Consider the following 20,322-nt stretch of genomic DNA (forward strand, 5'->3'; position numbering starts at 1 on the left):
ACAGGGGCGGCATGAAATCACGGATCACCCGACAAGTGCCAGGACGCGGGTTGGGGCTACCCGGGTTGGCGCGCGCAGGGGCATTAACGGCGCTTGCGCTCGTCTCCGCCTGCAAGGAGCCGCCGACCACGCGGCGCATGCCGGACAGCGCGGCGGCAAGCCGCGGGCTCGCCCTGATCGACAAGGTCGGCTGCGGCGCCTGTCACGAGATCCCGGGGCTGGACTGGCCCAAGGGCCGGCTCGGTCCTTCGCTGGCGGGCTTCGACGATGTCGGGCTGATCGCCGGGCATCTGCCGAACCGCCCGGGCACGCTTGCCGCCTTCATCCGCAACGCGCCGGCCGTGAAGCCCGGCTCCACCATGCCGCCGATGCCGCTGACCGAGGAACAAGCGGCCGACATCGCGGCCTATCTCTACGGGATCGACAATGATTGACGCGCTGTGGGGCTGGCCGCCGCCAGTTCTCGATCCCGCCGGACCCTATTCCGAGCGGGTGACGATCCTTGCCTGGGTGCTGCTGGCAATGGCCCTTGTGGTCACGCTCATAGTGGTCATTGCCCTCTGGATTGCCGTGAAAGGGCCGGACAGCCTGAAGCGCAAGCTCGGCGGGGAGAAGACGGTCTGGATCGGCGGGATCGCCTTTCCAGGCGTGGTGCTGAGCGTGCTGCTGGTCTGGGGCCTGATGATGACCGGTTCCTTGTCGGAGCCGATCACCGGCAAGGAAATGCGCATCCGGGTCGTCGGGGAGATGTGGTGGTTTCGGGTCCAGTACCTCGACAACCAGGGGCGCGTAGTGATGGACGGCGCGAATGAGATCCACATTCCTACGAATGTCCCGGTGGTACTCGAACTGACATCGGCCGACGTGATCCATAGCTTCTGGGTCCCGCACCTGTCCGGCAAGAAGGACATGATCCCCGGACGTGTGACATTGCTGCGGATCGAGGCTGACCGTCCCGGCGTCTTCGGGGGCGTCTGCGCGGAATACTGCGGCGGGCCCCATGCGCTGATGGGCTTCGTCACCGTGGCTCACGAGCCGGAGGAATGGAAGCAGTGGGCGGTGCAGCGGAACATTGCGCTGGGCGAAGCCATCGAGCCCTTCGGAAGCGTTGACGTCGCGGGTGCGCTGCCCGTCGTCGACGATGACGTGCCCCCGCGCATTCCGCCGACACCGATCGTCGGTGAGGCCGCACGTGGGCGGGCCTTGTTCATGTCGGTCGGGTGCGCGGCGTGTCACCGCGTCGCCGGCACGGAAGCGAACGGGCTGGCCGGGCCGGACCTGACCCACGTCGGTTCGCGGCGGACCTTGGGCGCGGGCATCCTGCCCAACCACCTCGGCACGATGATGGGCTGGATCGGCGATAGCCAGGCGATCAAGCCCGGCATCCGAATGCCAAGCTACGATCGTTTGCCGGCCGAAGACATCGCCGCCATGGCCATGTGGCTGGAACAGCAGAAATGAACTCGGAAACCGGGTTCGATCCCGCGCTCTACGATCGCTTCCCTACCGAAAAACAGCCGGATGAGGACGTTGAGGAGCTGAACCGCATCTGGGCCGCTCCCAAGGGGTGGGGCCTGCTTACGGCGGTCAACAACAACTACATCGGCTTCTGGTACGTCGCGACCAGCTTCCTGTTCTTCCTGCTCGCCGGGATACTCGCGCTGGGCATGCGGGTGCAGCTGGCCGCGCCGATGCAGGAGTTTCTGCCGCAGGACACGTACAACCAGTTCTTCACCATGCACGGCACGGTGATGATGTTCCTGTTCGCCGTCCCTGCGGTGGAAGCGATCGGGGTCATGCTGCTGCCGCAGATGCTGGCGGCACGGGACCTGCCCTTCCCGCGCTTGTCGGCTTACGCGTTCTGGGCCTATTTCGTCGGCGGGCTGGCGTTCTTCTGCTCCCTTTTCGTGGGCCTTGCGCCGGATGGCGGCTGGTTCATGTACCCCCCGCTGACAAGCGAGACGTACAGCCCCGGCCTGAACGCCGATTTCTGGCTGCTCGGCATCGGCTTCATCGAGATTTCGGCCATCGCCGGTGCGGTCGAGATCATCGTGGGCGTGCTGCGCACCCGCGCGCCGAACATGACGCTGGACCGAATGCCGATGTTCGCGTGGGCGATGCTGGTGTTCGCGGTGATGATCGTGCTCGCCTTTCCGGCGGTGATCCTGTGCACGATGCTGCTGGAGATCGAACGGGCGTTCAACTGGCCGTTCTTCGATCCCACGCGCGGCGGCGACCCGATGCTGTGGCAGCACTTGTTCTGGTTCTTCGGTCACCCGGAAGTCTACATCATCTTCCTGCCCGCCGCCGGGTTGATGAGCGTGATGGTGACATCCATCGCCCGGACGGAGCTGATCGGCTACCGTCTGAACGTACTGGCGCTGGTGGCGACCGGCTTCATCAGCTTCGGCGTCTGGGCGCACCACATGTTCGCCACGGACATGCCGGCGGTCTCCACCGGCTACTTCTCCGCCGCGAGCATGGCGGTAAGCCTGCCTGCGGGCATTCAGGTGTTCTGCTGGATCGCCACGCTCGCCAGCGGGAAAGTCCAAAGCACTACTCCGGCGCACTTCGTGATCGGCAGCATCGTGACGTTCACGATGGGCGGGCTGACCGGGGTGATGGTCGGCCTCGTGCCCTTCGACCTGCAGGTCCACGATACCTACTTCATCGTCGCCCACCTGCACTACGTGCTGATCGGCGGGATGGTGTTCCCGATGTTCGCCGCCTTCTACACCTGGGCACCCATGACGAGTTCCAAGGCCTTGTCCGACAAGCTGGGGAAGTGGATCTTCTGGCTGATGTTCACCGGCATGCACGTGACGTTCCTGCCCATGCACCTGACCGGGTTCATGGGCATGCCGCGCCGGGTCTACACGTACCTGCCGGGGCGCGGGTTCGATGTGCTCAACCTGACGTCCACCATCGGATCCTTCATCCTGGGCGCCGGAATCCTGCTGTTCCTGTTCGACCTCGCCCGCAACTTCCGCTTCTCCACGGAAGAAAGCGCAGGGAACGTCTATCGCGGCGGCACCCTGGAGTGGCTGCCGTCGGGGCTTTATTCGACGCGCTCGATCCCGGTTGTCCATTCGCGCCAGCCGCTGTGGGACAATCCGAACATCTGCGATGAGGTGGAGGAGGGCCGCTACTTCCTGCCGAACGCACCCACCGGAACGCGCGAGACGCTGATCACGTCACCGATTCGGGCGGAACCGCAATACGTTCAGCTGATGCCGGGGCCGTCACCCTGGCCGCTAGCCGCCGCCGTGTTCACGGCCGGGTTCTTCCTGTCGCTGACCGTCCAAGCCTACATGTTCGGAATATTCTGCGGGGTTATTGCCGTGTTTTCCGTGCTGCGGTGGCTATGGGAAACCGACCGGCCGCTTCCCGATAAGAAGGAAGTCGACATCGGCGGCGGCATCATGGTGCCCGTCGCCATCACCGGTCCCAAGGGCCACGGCTGGTGGGCGCTCAATGTACTGATGGTGGTGCTGGGGATGATCGCGTTCATGGCGGTCTTTGCCTACCTCTATCTTTACGGCATCAACCCCGAAGTCTGGATCGATCCCCCCTCGCTGGGCGAGACGGCGCTGATCGTCGGCGCCAATGGGGTGGCCCTCGCCTGCACCTGGATCGGGCGCTGGATTCTGAAGCGGCGAGCGGGCGGATACGCGCACGACGCGCCGTGGGTGTTCCAGGCCATTGCCGCGGTGATCCTGGCAGGATCGCTGTACCTCGACATGACCGGCTGGCAGGACATCGGACTTCGGCCCACGGAATCGGGGATGGGAGCGATCGTGTTCATGCTGATGGTGCTGCAGGGGCAGGTCGTGATCATCAGCCTGATCATGGCCGCGTATCTCGGCTTCCGGGAAGCGCGGGGCCTGCTGACGACCCCCACGAACGTGACGATGGACATCGTTGCCCGGTTCATCGCCTATTCCGCCATCCAGGGGACGGCGCTCACGCTCCTCCCCCGCTTGTTCCTGGGGGGTTGAGCGGATGGACGGCCCGATCGACCAGCCGCAGAACTGGCGCACGCTGGTGTACGCCTTCGGGATCTGGCTGATCCATTTCGGGGCCGCGTATTCCGGAGAGCTGATCTTTCCGAACCAGTCGGCCGCACGATGGGTCGCCGCCGGGGCCACGCTGATCGCCCTGGCAGCCCTCTTCTGGCTATGGAAACGGGGCGAAGATCACAGCACGCTGGGCCTGCTGGCGATCGGGATTGCGACCACGGGCGTCATCTACGACGCCTTGCCGCCGTTGCTGGTCTGGTAACAAGAGGACCCAAGCGGCTGACGGGTTCAGGACCACGCGCTTTGCGCGGACGGTCAGAAACCGAGGCAGGCCATCCTAGGCAACTCTGCGGCTGACGCGGCGGAACGGGATTCCCGCTCCGCCTTCGTCGCCAGGCTCGCAACCACCGCTCCTCGCGGATAGCCTCCGTGAATGGGGATCACGACCCCGCCTGCTTCCTTCTCGCTTCGGACAGAACGTAGGCGCGGACGTTTTCAGCCTGTTCCGGAGACAGCCACGGGGCGAAGCTGATCATTCCGTTGTCCGCCAGCGCGCCCTCGATCACCACAGCGTGCCACGCCTGCTGGCTGGTGGCCACGGGAGAGCGGAACAAGTCCGGGTTCACAGGGCCGCCGTGGCAGATCGAACAGTAGGTCAGGTACCACCGCTGCCCATCCGCGATCTGCTCTGCGGTGAACGTCTCATCGCTGGTAACGTAAGGGCGCGGCGCGGCTGCAGGTAGCGGGGCGAGCTTTGCGTCCCCTTCCAGCTTGAACGCCAGCATCACGCCCCTGGGCGGCGGACGGCGCATCCAGTCGGTCTCGGTCGCCATGCCCATCGATCCGCCGTACCCGGCGATTACGGCGACATACTGTTCTCCATCCACCCGGTAGGTGACCGGGCCCGCAAGTACGCCGCGCTGGGCATCGAACCGCCATACTTCCTTGCCTGTATCGGCGGTATAGGCATGGAAGATCCCGCGTCCGTCACCCTGGAACACCAGGTTGCCCCCGGTCGCCAGCGTGCCGCCGTTCCAAGGCCAGTCGTAATCGACTTTCCACGCGGCTTCCTGCTTCACCGGGTCCCAGGCGACCAGCGTCCCGCGGTTCGTCGCCGCCAGCGCCTGCCGCCGTTCCAGCGGCGTATCGCCGGCAATCGATCCTTCCGGCGGTGCAAGGAAGGAGACGCCGGTGTTCCAGCGCCCCGGGTGGCGTTCATAGTTCACATCATCCGCAAGGGAGAGCGGGACGTGCATCGTCGGGATATAAACCAGGCCGGTCCTGGGCGAATAGCTCATCGGCATCCAGGCATGGCCGCCGATACCCGAGGGATAGACCGTGTAAGGCTTGTCGGCGAACCGCGCTTCCGGCACTTCCACCGGGCGCCCGGTAATCAGATCGATCTTTTCGGCCCAGTTCTGCTCCGTGTAGGGTTCGGCGCTGATCAGCTTCCCGTTGCTGCGATCGATCACATAGAAAAACCCGTTCTTCGGTGCCTGCATCAGCACCTTGCGGGGCTTCCCTTCGATCTTTAGGTCCGCCAGCGTGATCTGCTGAGTGGCCGTGAAATCCCATGTCTCGGCCGGGTTTACCTGATAGTGCCACTTGTAGGCCCCGGTATCGGGATCAAGCGCGAGGATCGAGGACAGGAACAGGTTGTCCCCCTTCCCCGCCGAACGCGCGCGGTGGTTCCAGGGCGATCCGTTGCCGACGCCGACAAGCAGCTGGTCGAATTCTGGATCGTAGACGATCGAATCCCACACGGTCCCCCCGCCGCCCATTTCCCACCAGTTGCCGTTCCAGGTCTTGCCCGCGAACCGCGCGAAAGCTTCATCGGACGCGGCGTTGTCAGGGCCATCGGCGGGATTTCCCGGCACCGTGTAGAACCGCCAGGCCAGCTTGCCGGTATCGGTGTCATAGGCGCTGAGATAACCGCGCACGCCCAGTTCGGCGCCGCTGTTGCCGATGATCACCTTGTCCCGCACCACGCGCGGCGCACCGGTGATGGTGTACGGTTTCGACTGGTCAACGGTGACCACGTCCCACAGCTTTTCCCCCGTGCCGGCATCGATCGCGATCAGCCGCCCGTCGATCGTGCCGACGAAGACCTTGCCCTCCCATACCGCCGCGCCGCGGTTGACCACATCGCAGCAGGCATCCGCACCTTTCGCGCCGATCACCTTCGGATCGAACGTCCACAGCGTCTCGCCGCTCGCAGCATCGATTGCCATCACCTTCGACCACGCGGTGGTGATGTACATGACCCCGTCGACAATGATCGGCGTCGCTTCCTGTCCGCGATTGGTGTCGAGTTCGACCGCCCAGGCAAGGCTGAGGCGGCCGATGTTGCCTTCGTTGATGTCGCTCAAGGGGCTGAAGCGCTGCTCTGCATACGTGCGTCCGTGGCCAAGCCAGTTGTCTGGATCGTCTTCGGCGGCGAGCAGCCGTTCCTCCGTCACGGCGCCCGCTTGCGGCGCCGTGTTTGCACATCCCGCCAGCATGAACAGGACTGACGCGACACCCAGCGAAAGACTCGCCGTCTTGATCCCCACACCCTCTCTCCTCACCAACTGTTTTTTGAAAGCTTAGCCCATCTGGACGCAGGAGCCAGACCGGAGCGTCAGCGTTGATGAAATTGTTTCGGGCTCCTGTTTCGCATTCGAATAAGGTTTCGAACGTAACCACTTCACAGACCCGCTCCCGCCTGCGAAGATGGAAGAAAGAGCCGCACAGAGCTTTTGGAGGATCGAGTGCTTGAAACTGGCCTGAACTTCGCCCTGGGCGAAACTGCCGACATGGTCCGGGATACGACGGCGCGCTTCGCGGCCGAGAAGATCGCGCCGATCGCAGCCGAGATCGACGAGAACGATCGCTTTCCGATCGAGCTGTGGCCCCAGATGGGGGAGCTTGGCCTGCACGGTGTTACCGTGGAAGAGGAATGGGGCGGACTTGGCCTCGGCTACCTTGAGCATGTCGTGGCGCAGGAAGAGATCGCCCGCGCCTCTGCCTCCGTCGGCCTCAGCTACGGCGCGCATTCCAACTTGTGCGTCAACCAGATTCGCCGCTGGGGGAATGAGGATCAGAAGGGCAAGTACCTGCCGAAGCTGATCTCCGGCGAATATGTCGGCGCGCTCGCGATGAGCGAGGTCGCCGCGGGCAGCGACGTCGTGTCCATGAAGCTCCGGGCGGAAAAGGTAGACGGCGGATATCGCCTGAACGGCACCAAGTTCTGGATCACCAACGCGCCTTATGCCGATGTGCTGGTCGTCTATGCCAAGACCGATCCCGATGCGGGCGCGAAAGGCATCACTGCCTTCCTGATCGAACAGGACATGGACGGATTTTCCATCGGCCAGAAGATCGACAAGGTCGGGATGCGCGGATCCCCCACCTCCGAGCTTGTGTTCGACGACTGCTTCGTGCCGGAAGAGAACATGATGGGGCCGCTGAACGGCGGTGTGAAAGTGCTGATGAGCGGGCTGGATTACGAACGCGTCGTCCTGTCCGGCATCCAGCTGGGAATCATGCAGGCCTGTCTGGACGTGGTCCTGCCTTACGTTCGGGACCGCAAACAGTTCGGTCAGCCGATCGGCAGCTTCCAGCTAATGCAGGCCAAGATCGCCGACATGTATGTGGCGCTCAATTCCTCGCGCGCTTACGTCTATTCCGTCGCGCGGGCCTGCGATGCCGGGCAGGCCACGCGGTTCGATGCAGCCGGCGCGATCCTGCTGGCGAGCGAGAACGCGGTGAAGGTCGCAAACGAAGCCGTGCAGGCGCTGGGCGGAGCGGGCTACACGAAGGACTGGCCGGTGGAACGCTACATGCGGGATGCCAAGCTGCTCGATATCGGGGCCGGAACGAACGAAATCCGCCGGATGCTGATCGGGCGGGAGCTGGTGGCGGGATGAGCCGCCTGTCCACCCTGATCGATCCGGAAAGCGAGGCTTTCCAGACCAACGCACGGCACAACCGCGCGCTTGCGGAGGACCTGCGCGACCGAGTCGCCGCCGCCGCCATGGGAGGCGGAGAACGCCACCGGCAACGGCAGCTGGATCGCGGAAAACTGCTCCCCCGCGACCGGATCCACCGGCTGCTCGATCCCGGATCGCCGTTCCTCGAAATCGGCCAGCTTGCCGCGAACGGGATGTACGGCGACGAGGCACCGGGCGCGGGGATCGTCGCCGGGATCGGCCGGGTACGCGGGCGCGAGGTGATGATCGCCGCCAACGATGCGACCGTGAAGGGCGGCGCGTACTTCCCGATGACCGTCAAGAAGCACTTGCGCGGGCAGGAAATCGCGCGGGAAAACCGGCTCCCTTGTGTCTATCTGGTCGACAGCGGCGGCGCGAACCTGCCGTACCAGGCAGACGTGTTTCCCGACCGGGATCATTTCGGCCGCATCTTCTTCAACCAGGCGCAGATGTCGGCGGAAGGAATCGCCCAGATCGCCTGCGTGATGGGCAGCTGCACCGCCGGGGGCGCCTATGTCCCGGCGATGAGCGACGAGAGCGTGATCGTCCGCGATCAGGCGACCATCTTCCTGGCTGGTCCGCCGCTGGTGAAGGCGGCAACCGGGGAGGAGATCAGCGCAGAGGCTCTGGGCGGCGGCGATCTGCACGCGCGGCAATCCGGCGTGGTCGATCACCTGGCCGAAAACGACGCGCACGCGCTGGCAATCGTGCGCGACATAGTCGGCACCCTGCCCCCGCCGTCCCACGCGCGGCTTGACCTTCAGGAATCGCGCCCGCCCCTGCTCGATCCGCAGGACCTCTACGGCCTGATCCCGACTGATGTACGCGCGCCCTATGACGTGCGCGAAGTGATTGCCCGGATTGTCGACGGATCGGAATTCCACGAGTTCAAGCGGCTCTACGGCACGACCTTGGTCTGCGGTTTCGCACATATCTGGGGCATGCCGGTGGCGATCTTGGCGAACAACGGCGTGCTGTTTTCCGAAAGCGCGGTGAAAGGTACCCACTTCATAGAGCTCGCCTGCCAGCGCGGGATCCCGCTGCTGTTCCTGCAGAACATCTCCGGCTTCATGGTCGGTGGGAAGTACGAGGCGGAAGGGATCGCCCGCCACGGGGCCAAGCTGGTCACCGCGGTCGCCACCGCACAAGTGCCGAAAATCACCGTCCTGATCGGCGGCAGCTTCGGCGCCGGGAATTACGGGATGGCGGGCCGGGCCTATTCGCCCCGGTTCCTGTTCACCTGGCCCAATTCGCGGATCAGCGTGATGGGCGGGGAACAAGCCGCCAGCGTGCTCGCCACCGTGCACCGCGATGCAGACAACTGGACGCCAGAAGAAGCCGAGGCGTTCAAGGCCCCGATCCGCCAGAAGTACGAGGATGAAGGCAATCCCTATTACGCCACCGCGCGGCTGTGGGACGATGGGATCATCGACCCGGTGCAGACCCGGGACGTGCTTGGCCTTGCCTTCTCCGCAACCCTGAACGCCCCGATTCCCGACCGGGCGCAGTTCGGCGTGTTCAGGATGTGATCCGATGATCGAAAGCCTTCTCATCGCCAATCGCGGGGAAATTGCCTGCCGGATCATCCGCACCGCGCGGCGGCTGGGGATTCGCACCATTGCTGTCCATTCCGATGCGGATGCGGCCATGCCGTTCGTGCGCGAAGCGGATGAGGCCGTCTGCATCGGCACTGCCCCGGCGCGCGAAAGCTACCTTGACCAGCAGAAGATCCTCAATGCAGCGCGCCGGACGGGAGCGCAGGCGATCCATCCCGGCTACGGCTTCCTGTCCGAAAACGCCGAGTTCGCCGAAGCGGTGAGCGCGGCCGGCCTTGTCTGGGTCGGCGCGCCGCCATCCGCGATCCGCGCGATGGGCCTGAAGGACGCAGCCAAGCGCCTGATGGAGAGCGCAGGCGTTCCCGTGACGCCCGGCTATTACGGGGATGACCAGAGCCCCGAACGGCTGGAAGCCGAAGCCGGGCGAGTGGGCTATCCCGTGCTGATCAAGGCGGTCGCGGGCGGCGGCGGCAAGGGCATGCGGCGGGTGGATCATGCGGAACAGTTCCGCGACTTGCTGGCCAGCTGCCGGCGCGAAGCGGCCAGTTCGTTCGGCAACGACGATGTGCTGATCGAGAAATACGTCCTGTCTCCGCGCCATATCGAGGTGCAGCTGTTCGGCGACACTCACGGCAACGTCGTCCACTTGTTCGAACGGGATTGTTCGCTCCAGCGGCGGCACCAGAAGGTGATCGAGGAAGCGCCCGCGTTGGGAATGGACCCGGAGACCCGCGCCGCTGTCTGCGAAGCCGCTGTGAAGGCCGCCAAGGCAGTAGGCTACGTCGGCGCAGGCACGATCGAGTTCATTGCCGACGCCAGCGAAGGCCTGCGGGCGGACCGCATCTGGTTCATGGAGATGAACACCCGGCTCCAGGTTGAACATCCCGTCACGGAGGAAATCACCGGGCAGGATCTGGTCGAATGGCAATTGCGCGTCGCCTCGGGCGAACCGCTGCCGAAACGGCAGGAAGGCCTCGCGATCCACGGCTGGGCGATGGAAGCGCGGCTCTACGCTGAAAATCCTTCCGCCGGGTTTCTCCCCTCTACCGGTCCGCTGCGCCATCTTTCGTTGCCGGGGACCATTCGCGTCGAAAGCGGCGTCGAGCAAGGGAATGAGGTCACCACCTGGTACGATCCGATGATTGCCAAGCTGGTTGTCCATGCGCCCACCCGCACGGCGGCTGCGCGGGCGCTGGCATCGGCGTGCGAGGACGTGGAAGTCTGGCCGGTGAAGACCAACGCGGCCTTCCTCGCCCGCGCGGCGTCCGATCTGGACTTCGTCGCCGGAAACATCGACACCGGTTTCATCGAACGTCACGCCGACCGGCTGATCCCGGGCGGTGAGCCTTCGCAGGAGGTCCTGCAAGCCGCCGCGCAGTCCCTGCTGCCGCCTCCAGGCTCCGATCCGTGGACGGCGCTTTCCGGTTTGCGCCCCAACCAACCGCGCGACCTGCGCGTGGTGGTAGAAGTCGGCGCGGTGCCGCACGTCGTCACGCTGGAAGATCCTGCTCCGGAAGCAAGGACCATTGCGGTCGGCGGGGAACGCGTGCTGTTCCACAAGGGAGAGGCGTGGTCCGTCGCGGAACCGTCCGCCGATCACGCGACATCGGGCGGCATTTCGGATGGAGCGATCCTCGCCCCGATGCCGGGCCGGATCATCTCGGTCGACGTCGCGGCCGGAGACGCGGTGACAAAGGGCCAGAAGCTGCTCGTGCTTGAGGCGATGAAGATGGAGCAGGCACTGCTCGCTCCGTTCGACGGAACAGTGGCCGATCTGTCCGCGAAAACCGGTGGGCAAGTGACCGAAGGCGCCTTGCTCGCCCTGATCCAACCGGAGGAAAGCTGATGGCGGGCCGCTTTTACGACGAATGGTCAATCGGCGACCGGATCGAGCACGACATCCGCCGCACGGTCACCGAGACCGACAACCTCCTGTTTTCCACCATGACCCACAACCCGCAGCCGCTTCACCTCGATGCGGAAGCGGCGAAGGCGAGCGAGTTCGGGCAAATCCTCGTCAACGGGACTTTTACGTTTTCCCTGATGGTGGGGCTGACCGTCGGCGACACGACGCTCGGCACGCTGATTGCCAATCTCGGCTACGACAAGCTGACGATGCCGAAGCCGGTATTTATCGGAGACACCCTGCGGGCGACAAGCGAAGTCACCGACCTGCGGGACAGCAAGTCCCGTCCGGAGGCAGGGATCGTCACTTGGCGCCACCGCCTGCTGAACCAGCGGGACGAGATCGTCTGCGAGTGTCTGCGTACCGCCCTGCTGAAGCGGAGCGGCGCGTGAGGCTGCGCTCCCTCCTGTTCGTCCCCGGGGATCGGCCGGACCGAATGGAAAAGGCACTCGGCTCGGGCGCGGATGCGCTGATCCTGGATCTTGAGGATTCGGTGACGTCCGACAACAAGAGTCAGGCCCGGCAGGCGGTTGCTGCCTTCCTCCAGCAGGATCACGGTTCCGTGCAGGTGATGGTTCGCGTGAACCCGCTGGACGGTGCCGGCAACGCGCACGATCTCGATGCGCTCACCGGTCTTGCCCCTGCCGCCATCGTCCTGCCCAAGGCGGAAGGCGCGGGGAGCGTGGCGGACTTGCGCCAACAGATGGAGAGCCGAGGCATCTCGGCCCCGATCCTCCCCATCGCCACGGAAACCCCTGCCGCGATCTTCCAACTCGGCAGCTACGCCGAAAAAGGCAGCCTGCTTGCCGGATTGACGTGGGGCGCAGAAGACCTGCCCGCCGCGATCGGCGCGATCTCCTCTCGGGAGGAGGATGGCCGGTACACCGCGCCGTACGAACTCGTCCGCAGCCTAGCGTTGTTTGCCGCCCACGCGGCGGGGGTTCCGGCGATCGAGACGGTCTATCCCGATTTTCGCGATACCGATGGCCTCGCCGCTTATGCTGCCCGGGCGCGGCGGGACGGCTTTACCGGGATGATGGCGATCCACCCGGCGCAAGTCCCGGTCATCAACCAGGCCTTCACCCCGTCCGCCGAGGAAATCGAACGCGCGCGCCGGATCGTGGACTTGTTCGAAGCCAACCCCGGAACCGGCGCCATCGCGCTGGACGGCCGCATGCTCGATGCCCCGCACCTCAAGCAAGCAGGCCTGATCCTGCGATGCGCTGAGGGATAAGTTTTGGAACTGGCGCATTTTTTCTGAGGAGAAAAAGGATGGCCGACGCAGATACTCTCGTTCTCCCGGAAGGGGCCGCCAGCGACTGGACGATTCCCCAGAACTGGAACGCTTACACCCCGGAAGAGCATGCCGTCTGGGACACCCTGTTCGAACGGCAGGCGAAGCTGCTGCCCGGCCGCGTCGCGCCGGAGTTCCTCGAAGGGCTGGACATCCTGCGCCTGTCGAAGCCCGGCATTCCCGATTTCGAGGAATTGTCCGACCGGCTGATGAAGGCGACCGGCTGGCAAGTGGTCGCGGTGCCCGGCCTTGTCCCGGATGCGGTGTTCTTCGACCATTTGGCGGAGCGGCGCTTCGTTGCCGGAAGCTTCATCCGCAAACCGGACCAGCTCGATTACCTGCAGGAGCCGGACGTCTTCCATGACGTGTTCGGACACGTGCCCCTGCTCGCCAACCCGGTATTCGCCGATTACATGCAGGCCTACGGCATCGGCGGCCAGCGCGCGGGCGGGCGCGGAGCGATCGACCTCCTGGCCCGGCTTTACTGGTACACGGTGGAATTCGGTCTCATCCAGTCGGCGGAAGGGTTGAGGCTGTACGGCGCGGGAATCGTATCCTCGCGCAGCGAATCCATCTTCGCGCTCGACGATCCTTCACCCAACAGGATCCGGTTCGATCTCAAGCGGATCATGCGGACGCAGTACAAGATCGACGATTTCCAGCAGACCTACTTCGTGATCGACAGCTTCGACGATCTGCTGGACCGGACGCTGAACACCGACTTTGCCCCGCTGTACGATGAACTGATCGGCGCGGAAGAAATCGCGCCGGACGCGGTGCTGCCGGATGATCGGGTGATCCATCGCGGCACGCAAGCTTATTCCCGGTCCCGCTGATCGAACGGCTCCCCCCAATGACACCCTTCCGCCCTTGCAAAGGAGCTCGCGCAGGAGCAATGTAGTTTCCATCGAAACTATCTGCGGCCTTGCAGCCGCCACTGGTCTGGAGAGAGAGAATGGCTGATCTGCACGAAAATCCCATCGGCTTGTGCGGCTTCGAGTTCGTCGAGTTTTCCGCTCCGGAGAAAGGCGTGCTGGAACAGGTCTTCCAGGCGACGGGCTTCACCCGCATTGCCCGTCACCGCTCCAAGGATGTGGAGCTGTGGCGCCAGGGAGACGTGAACCTGATCACCAACTACGAACCCGGATCCCCGGCCGCGGAATTTGCTGCCAAGCACGGTCCGTCGGCCTGCGGGCTCGCGTTTAGGGTGCGGGATGCCCGCAAGGCTTACGACGAAGTGCTTTCCCGCGGGGCCGAGCCCGTGCAGGTCGATACCGGACCGATGGAACTGCGCCTCCCCGCCATCCGGGGGATCGGCGGGGCGATCATCTACCTGATCGACCGTTATGACGAGGTGTCGATCTACGACATCGATTTCGAGTACCTGCCGAACGTGGACCGCCATCCCAAGGGCGCGGGGCTCAAGATCATCGATCACCTGACCCACAACGTCCACAAGGGGCAGATGGAGCACTGGGCGAAGTACTACGAAAAGCTCTTCAACTTCAAAGAGATCCGGTACTTCGACATCAAGGGCGAATACACCGGCCTCACCTCCCGTGCGATGACTGCGCCGGACGGCCTGATCCGCATTCCCTTGAACGAGGAAGGCGATGCAGGCGGCGGACAGATCGAGGAATTCCTGAAGGAATACAATGGTGAAGGCATCCAGCACATTGCCTTCCTGACCGATGATCTGATCGCCGTATGGGACAAGCTGAAAGCGCTCGGCACCCCGTTCATGACCGCGCCGCCGCAGACCTATTACGAGATGCTGGATGAGCGTCTGCCCGGCCACGGAGAGCCCGCCGGCGAGTTGCAGCAGCGCGGCATCCTGCTCGATGGATCGACCGAGGAAGGCGATCCCCGGCTGTTGCTGCAGATCTTCTCCGAACCGCTGATCGGTCCGATCTTCTTCGAATTCATCCAGCGCAAGAAGGATGAAGGCTTCGGCGAAGGCAACTTCAAGGCCTTGTTCGAATCGATGGAGCGGGACCAGATGCGGCGCGGTGCGTTGGAGAAGGACTTGCGGGAAAAGGAAGGCCAGGCGTGACGGCAAAGTTCAAGACCAGCGGCATTCATCACGTCGCCTATCGCTGCAAGGACGCACAGGAGACGGTCGAATGGTATGAGCGGGTGCTCGGCATGACCTTCACCACCGCCTTTGCCGAAGACCGCGTCCCTTCGACCGGAGAGCCCGATCCCTACATGCACGTGTTCCTGGAATGCGGCGGCGGCAACGTGATCGCGTTCTTCGAATTGCCAAGCAAGCCGGAAATGGGACGGGACCAGAACACGCCCGCGTGGGTGCAGCATATTGCCCTTCGCGTGCCGGACATGGATGCGCTTCTCGCAGCCAGGGAGCATATCGAGGCGCAAGGCATCGACGTGCTTGGCCCGACTTTCCATGGAGTGTTCCGCTCGATCTACTTCTTCGATCCGAACGGCCACCGGATCGAACTGGCCTGCGACATCGGCACGCCTGACCAGTACGCGGAATTGTCCCGCGTCGCCCCGGCGATGCTGGAGGAATGGTCCCGGACCAAGAAAGCCCCCCGCCACGCCGATTGGCTACACAAGGAGCCGGAAGCTTGACCGACCACACCCATGATCCCCATGCGCAAAGCTGGGTCGAATCCGCCAACAAGCACCCGGATTTCCCGGTTCAGAACCTGCCGCTCGGCGTGTTCTCCCCTCCCGGTGGTCTACCCCGTGGAGGCGTTGCCATCGGGAACATGGTTCTCGATATCGCCGCCATCGCGCCCCTGCTGGACGGCGATGCGGCGGAGGCAGCGCACGTGGCAGGCGGCCCGGTGCTGAACCCGCTGCTCGGTTCCGGCAACGCAGCGCTGCACGCGCTGCGGCTTGCCTTGTTCGATCTCCTGACCGATCCCGCCAAGGAAACCAGCGTTCGGCCCCACCTCCACAAAGCGGCGGATTGTACGCTGCACTTACCGGTTGAAATCGGCGACTACACGGACTTCTATGCCGGGATTAACCACGCGGTGAACGTCGGCAGCATCTTCCGGCCCGACAACCCGTTGCTGCCGAACTACAAGCACGTGCCGATCGGCTACCATGGGCGTGCCTCCTCGGTCCGCGCGTCCGGCGGCGAGGTAATCCGGCCGAACGGCCAGACCAAGGCACCGGACACGGACGCGCCCAGCTTCGCCCCGACCAAGCGGCTGGATTACGAGCTGGAAATGGCGATCTGGGTGGGCCGGGGTAACGATCTTGGCCGCCCGGTGCCGATTTCCGAAGCTTCGGAACACATTGCCGGCATTTCCATCCTCAACGACTGGTCGGCCCGCGACATTCAGGCGTGGGAATACCAGCCGCTTGGGCCCTTCCTCGCCAAAAGCTTCCATTCGACGGTGTCCCCGTGGATCCTGACGCTCGACGCGCTGGCGCCATACCGGAAGGCGCAACCGGCGCGATCGGGCGGCGATCCGGAACCCCTGCCCTACCTGCTCGACCCGCAAGACCAGGAACGCGGCGCCTTTGGCCTGACGATGGAAGTCCACATCCTGACCCCGAAAATGCGCGAGCAGGGCCAGGCGCCCCATCGCCTCAGCCAGGGCCCGATGACGGCGATGTACTGGACGGCGGCCCAGCTGCTTGCCCACCACACGTCCAATGGCTGCAACCTGCGCCCGGGTGACTTGCTCGGCACTGGGACCTTGTCCGGCACCGAAGAGGATAGCCGGGGCAGCTTGCTGGAACTGAGCGGCGGCGGGAAGGAAGCAGTTGACCTCGGCAACGGGGAAACGCGCACGTTCCTTGAGGATGGCGACGAAGTCATCATCACCGCCTTCGCCGAAGCACCCGGTCATGTGCGGATCGGCTTTGGCGAATGCCGCGCCCGGATCGCGCCTGCACCATGAGCGAGACGCGCGATCTCGTCCTGCATGGGTACTGGCGGTCCGGAACCAGCTACCGCACGCGGATCGCGCTGAACCTAAAGAACGTCGAGTACCGGCAGGTCCCGCGGGACCTCCGCACCGGGGATCAGCGTTCGGACGATTTCCGCGCCCTGAATCCGCAAGGGCTGGTCCCGGCGCTCGTCGCTGGGACCACGGCCCTTACCCAAAGCAGCGCGATCCTCGAATGGCTGGAGGAAACCTATCCCGATCCTCCGCTGCTGCCGGAAAGCGCGGACGACCGCGCGATCGTCCGTGCGATGGCGATGACGGTTGCTTGCGACATCCACCCGCTCAACAACCTGCGGGTGCTGCAGGCGCTGACGCAGGACATGGGTGTGGACGATGCGGGCAAGTCCCGCTGGATCGCCCGCTGGATCGCGGACGGGTTTGCCGCTCTGGAAGTCTCGATCCGCCAGCACGGCGGGGAATATGCCTTCGGAGACACGCTGACGCTGGCGGATTGCCATCTGGTGCCGCAAGTCTACTCCGCGCGGCGGTTCAATGTTTCGCTGGACGCCTACCCCGCCTTGTGCGCCGCCGCGACACGAGCCGAACGCGTGCCCGAAGTGGCCGCTGCCCACCCGGACCGGCAGCCCGATGCTGACCGGCCCGGGTGATCGAGCTCAGCTTTCGTTGCCGATCCGCAGAACCGGCTTCACCACCTTGCCGCTTTCGCTCGCTTCGATGGCCTCATTGATCTGGCCGAAATCGAAGTAGCCGATCAGCTTTTCGAACGGAAACCGGCCTTCCAGATGGTAGCCGATCAGCTCCAGCATGAAGGGGCCGACGTCGCTATCGCCGCCGAGGATGCCCATCACCGTGCGTCCGCCGCCCATGAACATCGCTTCATTGAAGTTAAGCTCATCTGCCGGATCTGACGCGCCGACCATGCCGACCACGCCCTTCGGCGCAAGCAGGCTCCAGGCTTGTTCGATCACCGTGTTGATGCCGGTGGTATCGAACGCGTAACCAAGGCCCTGAGGGCACACTTCGCGGATCTTCCCCGGGGCATCGTCGCGCCCGTTGAAGGCGTGGGTCGCGCCCAGTTCCTTTGCCAGGGCCAGCCGTTCGTCATTGACGTCCACCGCGATGATCGGATTGGCCTCGGCGATCTTCGCCGCCATGATTGCAGCCATTCCCACCGTACCCGCGCCGAACACCGCGATCGGCATCCCCGCGCGCACCTTCATCGACCGCAGCACGGCCCCGGCGCCCGTCATCAAACCGCAGCCGATCGGAGCAAGCCGTTCCAGCGGAATGTCGGATGCGCTGTCCGGTACCTTCACCACGTTGCGATCGTGCGCGATGGCGTACGTGGCAAAGCTGGACTGGCCGAAGAAGTTGCCGTTCATCGGCTCCCCGTCGGCGAACAGCGTCGGGCTGCCGTCAGCGCGCGTGCCGGACCAGTTGTGCGGAAAGAAATCGTAGCAATACGTCGGCGCTTCCGCATCGCAGCTGGGGCAGTGCCCGCAGCTGTTGAAGCTCATCACCACGCGGTCGCCCGGCTGCGCGGAGGTGACGTTGCTGCCGACTTCCTCGACGATTCCGGCGCCCTCATGGCCAAGCACCACGGGCAGAGGCACGGGCAGCTGCTGGTCGCGCACCGCCATGTCGGTGTGGCAGATCCCGGAAGCGACCATGCGGATCCGCAGTTCGTCGGGCCGGAGATCGTCCAGCGTCACGTTCCGGATCGTGAACGGTTCGGTGTTTCCGCTGCAAACGGCGGCCTTGACTTCCATATCCTGTCTCCCGGTAGGTTACCCTGCGGATGTCTCACCGTTTCGCTCTGCCGTCTACCCTCCGGGCGCAAGGTCCGGGCGGCAGGCCCTTCTTTTCAGACAGCTGCGTCTAGGCAGACCCGCACGGCATTCCTATAGCCTGTTCGAAATGCCTCCTGAAATCGCCAACCTCCTCCACGACATCTTCGGCTTCGAATCCTTTCGCGGGGTGCAGGAAGACGTCGTCCGCCGGGTGATGGCAGGCGAAGGGACGCTGGCGATCATGCCGACCGGCGCGGGCAAATCCCTGTGCTACCAGCTTCCCGCGGTCGCGCTTCCGGGGTGCTGCGTCGTCGTGTCCCCGCTGATCGCGCTGATGCACGACCAGCTCCGCTCCGCCCAGGCGGTGGGCATTCGCGCTGCCAGCCTGACGTCCGCGGACGAGGATTGGCGCGAGACGCAGGACCGCCTGGTCGCGGGTGAGCTGGACCTGCTTTACGTCGCTCCGGAACGCGCCAGCCGCGACGGGTTTCGCAGCTTGCTGGAGCGGGCCAGCATCAGCCTGTTCGCGATTGACGAGGCACACTGCGTATCGGAATGGGGGCACGATTTCCGCCCCGACTACCGCCTGCTGCGTCCCTTGCTCGATGCCTTCCCCGGCGTCCCTCGCCTCGCCCTTACCGCGACGGCGGATGCGCACACCCGGTCGGACATCCTGACCCAGCTCGGCATTCCGGAAGAAGGGCTGATCGTCTCCGGGTTCGACCGGCCGAACATCCGCTATGCCGTGCAGCCTCGCGCGAGCCTGACCCGGCAAGTCGCGGATATCCTTGCCGCCAATCCCGGCCCCGGCATCGTCTATGCCCAGACCCGCGCGATGACGGAGCGGCTGGCAGAGAGCCTGGGCGACAAGGGACGCCCGGTCCTGCCGTACCACGCCGGGCTCGATCCGGCCGTGCGCGCTGCCAACCAGTCCGCCTTCCTCGCCAGCGAGGAAATGGTCATGGTTGCCACCGTCGCCTTCGGCATGGGGATCGACAAGCCGGACGTGCGCTTCGTGGTCCATGCAGGCCTACCGAAGTCGATCGAAAGCTATTACCAGGAAAGCGGCCGCGCCGGCCGGGACGGCGATCCCGCCGTGGCCACGCTCTTGTGGGGAGCCGAAGACTTCGCCCGCGCCCGCCAGCGCATCGCGGAAGTGGAGCCTGCCCGTCAGCCGGGGGAGCGGGTGCGCATCTCCTCCCTGGGCGCACTGGTGGAAACGGCCGGGTGCCGCCGGGCTGTCCTGCTCCGCCATTTCGGCGAAGACCCGCCGGCGTCGTGCGGAAATTGCGACAATTGCTTGTCCCCGCCGGCCTGCACCGACGCGACCGAGACGGCACGCAAGCTGCTGTCGGCAGTCTATCGCACGGGCCAGAGCTTCGGGCTTGGCCATATCGAGGCCGTGCTGACGGGAAAACCGAATGAGCGGATCAGCCAGCGGGGGCATGATGCGCTGTCGGTTTATGGGATCGTGGAAGGCGAGGAAGCGGCCCTGATCAAGCCGGTCGCCCGCGCCCTGATGGTCCGCGACGCCTTGCAGACCAACGAACACGGCGGGCTGGCGCTCGGCCCCGCCGCACGGTCCCTGCTAAGGGGAGAAGAAACCGTGGCGCTGGTGCTTCCCCCTGCCCGCGCGCGGCGCAAGCGCGGCGGATCGGACGCCAACCCGATCGGCGATCCGCTATTCGAGGCGCTGCGGGCGTGCCGCCGCGATCTGGCGCGGGAGGCCGGAGTGCCGCCTTACGTGATCTTCCACGACAGCACCTTGCGCGACATGGCGGAAACCCGCCCGATGACGGAGGGTGAGCTTGGCCGCATCAGCGGCATCGGCACCCGCAAGCGCGAAGCTTACGGGCAAGCCTTTCTGGATGTGATCGCCGCCTACGCCTGACG

General features: G+C 64.9%; 17 protein-coding genes. 15 read left to right on the plus strand and 2 right to left on the minus strand.

Features of this window, described 5'->3' with window-relative positions:
• Positions 1-11 precede the first annotated feature (11 nt).
• From ELY13_RS08970 to ELY13_RS08985, 4 genes are read left to right on the plus strand one after another with little or no spacing between them, the layout of a single operon-like run.
• Entirely contained in the window at positions 12-434 is a 423-nt protein-coding gene (locus ELY13_RS08970) for a c-type cytochrome (protein WP_126173570.1), read from the plus strand.
• On the plus strand, positions 427-1,461 hold the full coding sequence (locus ELY13_RS08975; protein WP_126173571.1) for a cytochrome c oxidase subunit II: 1,035 nt from the start codon (positions 427-429) through the stop codon (positions 1,459-1,461). Before ELY13_RS08970 ends, ELY13_RS08975 begins: the two co-directional genes overlap by 8 nt.
• Positions 1,458-3,998, plus strand: coding sequence for a cbb3-type cytochrome c oxidase subunit I (locus ELY13_RS08980; protein ID WP_126173572.1), 2,541 nt, complete (start codon positions 1,458-1,460; stop codon positions 3,996-3,998). Before ELY13_RS08975 ends, ELY13_RS08980 begins: the two co-directional genes overlap by 4 nt.
• A 4-nt stretch (positions 3,999-4,002) precedes the next feature.
• Entirely contained in the window at positions 4,003-4,281 is a 279-nt protein-coding gene (locus tag ELY13_RS08985) for a hypothetical protein (RefSeq protein WP_126173573.1), read from the plus strand.
• A gap of 178 nt (positions 4,282-4,459) precedes the next feature.
• Here the strand turns inward: ELY13_RS08985 and ELY13_RS08990 are convergent, their stop codons facing one another.
• On the minus strand, positions 4,460-6,571 hold the full coding sequence (locus ELY13_RS08990; RefSeq protein WP_241233611.1) for a PQQ-dependent dehydrogenase, methanol/ethanol family: 2,112 nt from the start codon (positions 6,569-6,571) through the stop codon (positions 4,460-4,462).
• Between the two features lie 243 nt (positions 6,572-6,814).
• Between ELY13_RS08990 and ELY13_RS08995 the strand changes: the two genes are divergently transcribed.
• The 10 genes from ELY13_RS08995 (at position 6,815) to maiA (ending at position 17,286) form a co-directional block, all read left to right on the plus strand.
• Positions 6,815-7,927 (plus strand): isovaleryl-CoA dehydrogenase, encoded by a 1,113-nt coding sequence (locus ELY13_RS08995; protein WP_126173640.1) that lies wholly within the window; start codon positions 6,815-6,817, stop codon positions 7,925-7,927.
• Positions 7,924-9,519, plus strand: a complete 1,596-nt coding sequence (locus ELY13_RS09000) for a carboxyl transferase domain-containing protein (RefSeq protein ID WP_126173574.1) — start codon at positions 7,924-7,926, stop codon at positions 9,517-9,519. Before ELY13_RS08995 ends, ELY13_RS09000 begins: the two co-directional genes overlap by 4 nt.
• Before the next feature lie 4 nt (positions 9,520-9,523).
• Entirely contained in the window at positions 9,524-11,392 is a 1,869-nt protein-coding gene (locus tag ELY13_RS09005; RefSeq protein WP_126173575.1) for an acetyl/propionyl/methylcrotonyl-CoA carboxylase subunit alpha, read from the plus strand.
• Entirely contained in the window at positions 11,392-11,844 is a 453-nt protein-coding gene (locus ELY13_RS09010; RefSeq protein ID WP_126173576.1) for a MaoC family dehydratase, read from the plus strand. Before ELY13_RS09005 ends, ELY13_RS09010 begins: the two co-directional genes overlap by 1 nt.
• Positions 11,841-12,686 (plus strand): HpcH/HpaI aldolase/citrate lyase family protein, encoded by an 846-nt coding sequence (locus ELY13_RS09015; RefSeq protein ID WP_126173577.1) that lies wholly within the window; start codon positions 11,841-11,843, stop codon positions 12,684-12,686. Before ELY13_RS09010 ends, ELY13_RS09015 begins: the two co-directional genes overlap by 4 nt.
• 38 nt (positions 12,687-12,724) lie before the next feature.
• A complete protein-coding gene (gene phhA / locus ELY13_RS09020) occupies positions 12,725-13,582 on the plus strand; it encodes a phenylalanine 4-monooxygenase (RefSeq protein WP_126173578.1) in 858 nt (285 codons plus the stop codon).
• A gap of 119 nt (positions 13,583-13,701) precedes the next feature.
• Positions 13,702-14,799 (plus strand): 4-hydroxyphenylpyruvate dioxygenase, encoded by a 1,098-nt coding sequence (hppD, locus tag ELY13_RS09025; protein WP_126173579.1) that lies wholly within the window; start codon positions 13,702-13,704, stop codon positions 14,797-14,799.
• Positions 14,796-15,341, plus strand: a complete 546-nt coding sequence (locus ELY13_RS09030; protein WP_126173580.1) for a VOC family protein — start codon at positions 14,796-14,798, stop codon at positions 15,339-15,341. Before hppD ends, ELY13_RS09030 begins: the two co-directional genes overlap by 4 nt.
• Positions 15,338-16,630 carry a fumarylacetoacetase gene (gene fahA / locus ELY13_RS09035; protein WP_241233612.1) on the plus strand — a complete coding sequence of 431 codons (1,293 nt, stop codon included), beginning with the start codon at positions 15,338-15,340 and terminating at the stop codon, positions 16,628-16,630. The genes ELY13_RS09030 and fahA overlap by 4 nt, the downstream gene beginning before the upstream one ends.
• A complete protein-coding gene (gene maiA / locus ELY13_RS09040; protein ID WP_241233613.1) occupies positions 16,627-17,286 on the plus strand; it encodes a maleylacetoacetate isomerase in 660 nt (219 codons plus the stop codon). Before fahA ends, maiA begins: the two co-directional genes overlap by 4 nt.
• 6 nt (positions 17,287-17,292) lie before the next feature.
• Here the strand turns inward: maiA and ELY13_RS09045 are convergent, their stop codons facing one another.
• Entirely contained in the window at positions 17,293-18,408 is a 1,116-nt protein-coding gene (locus ELY13_RS09045; protein ID WP_126173583.1) for an NAD(P)-dependent alcohol dehydrogenase, read from the minus strand.
• A 148-nt stretch (positions 18,409-18,556) separates the two neighbouring features.
• On the opposite strand from ELY13_RS09045, the gene recQ reads away from it, so the two are divergent.
• Positions 18,557-20,320 carry a DNA helicase RecQ gene (gene recQ, locus ELY13_RS09050; protein ID WP_126173584.1) on the plus strand — a complete coding sequence of 588 codons (1,764 nt, stop codon included), beginning with the start codon at positions 18,557-18,559 and terminating at the stop codon, positions 20,318-20,320.
• Positions 20,321-20,322: the final 2 nt, after the last annotated feature.

The sequence above is a fragment of the Altericroceibacterium xinjiangense genome, from assembly GCF_003958635.1.
Lineage (GTDB): Bacteria > Pseudomonadota > Alphaproteobacteria > Sphingomonadales > Sphingomonadaceae > Altericroceibacterium_A > Altericroceibacterium_A xinjiangense.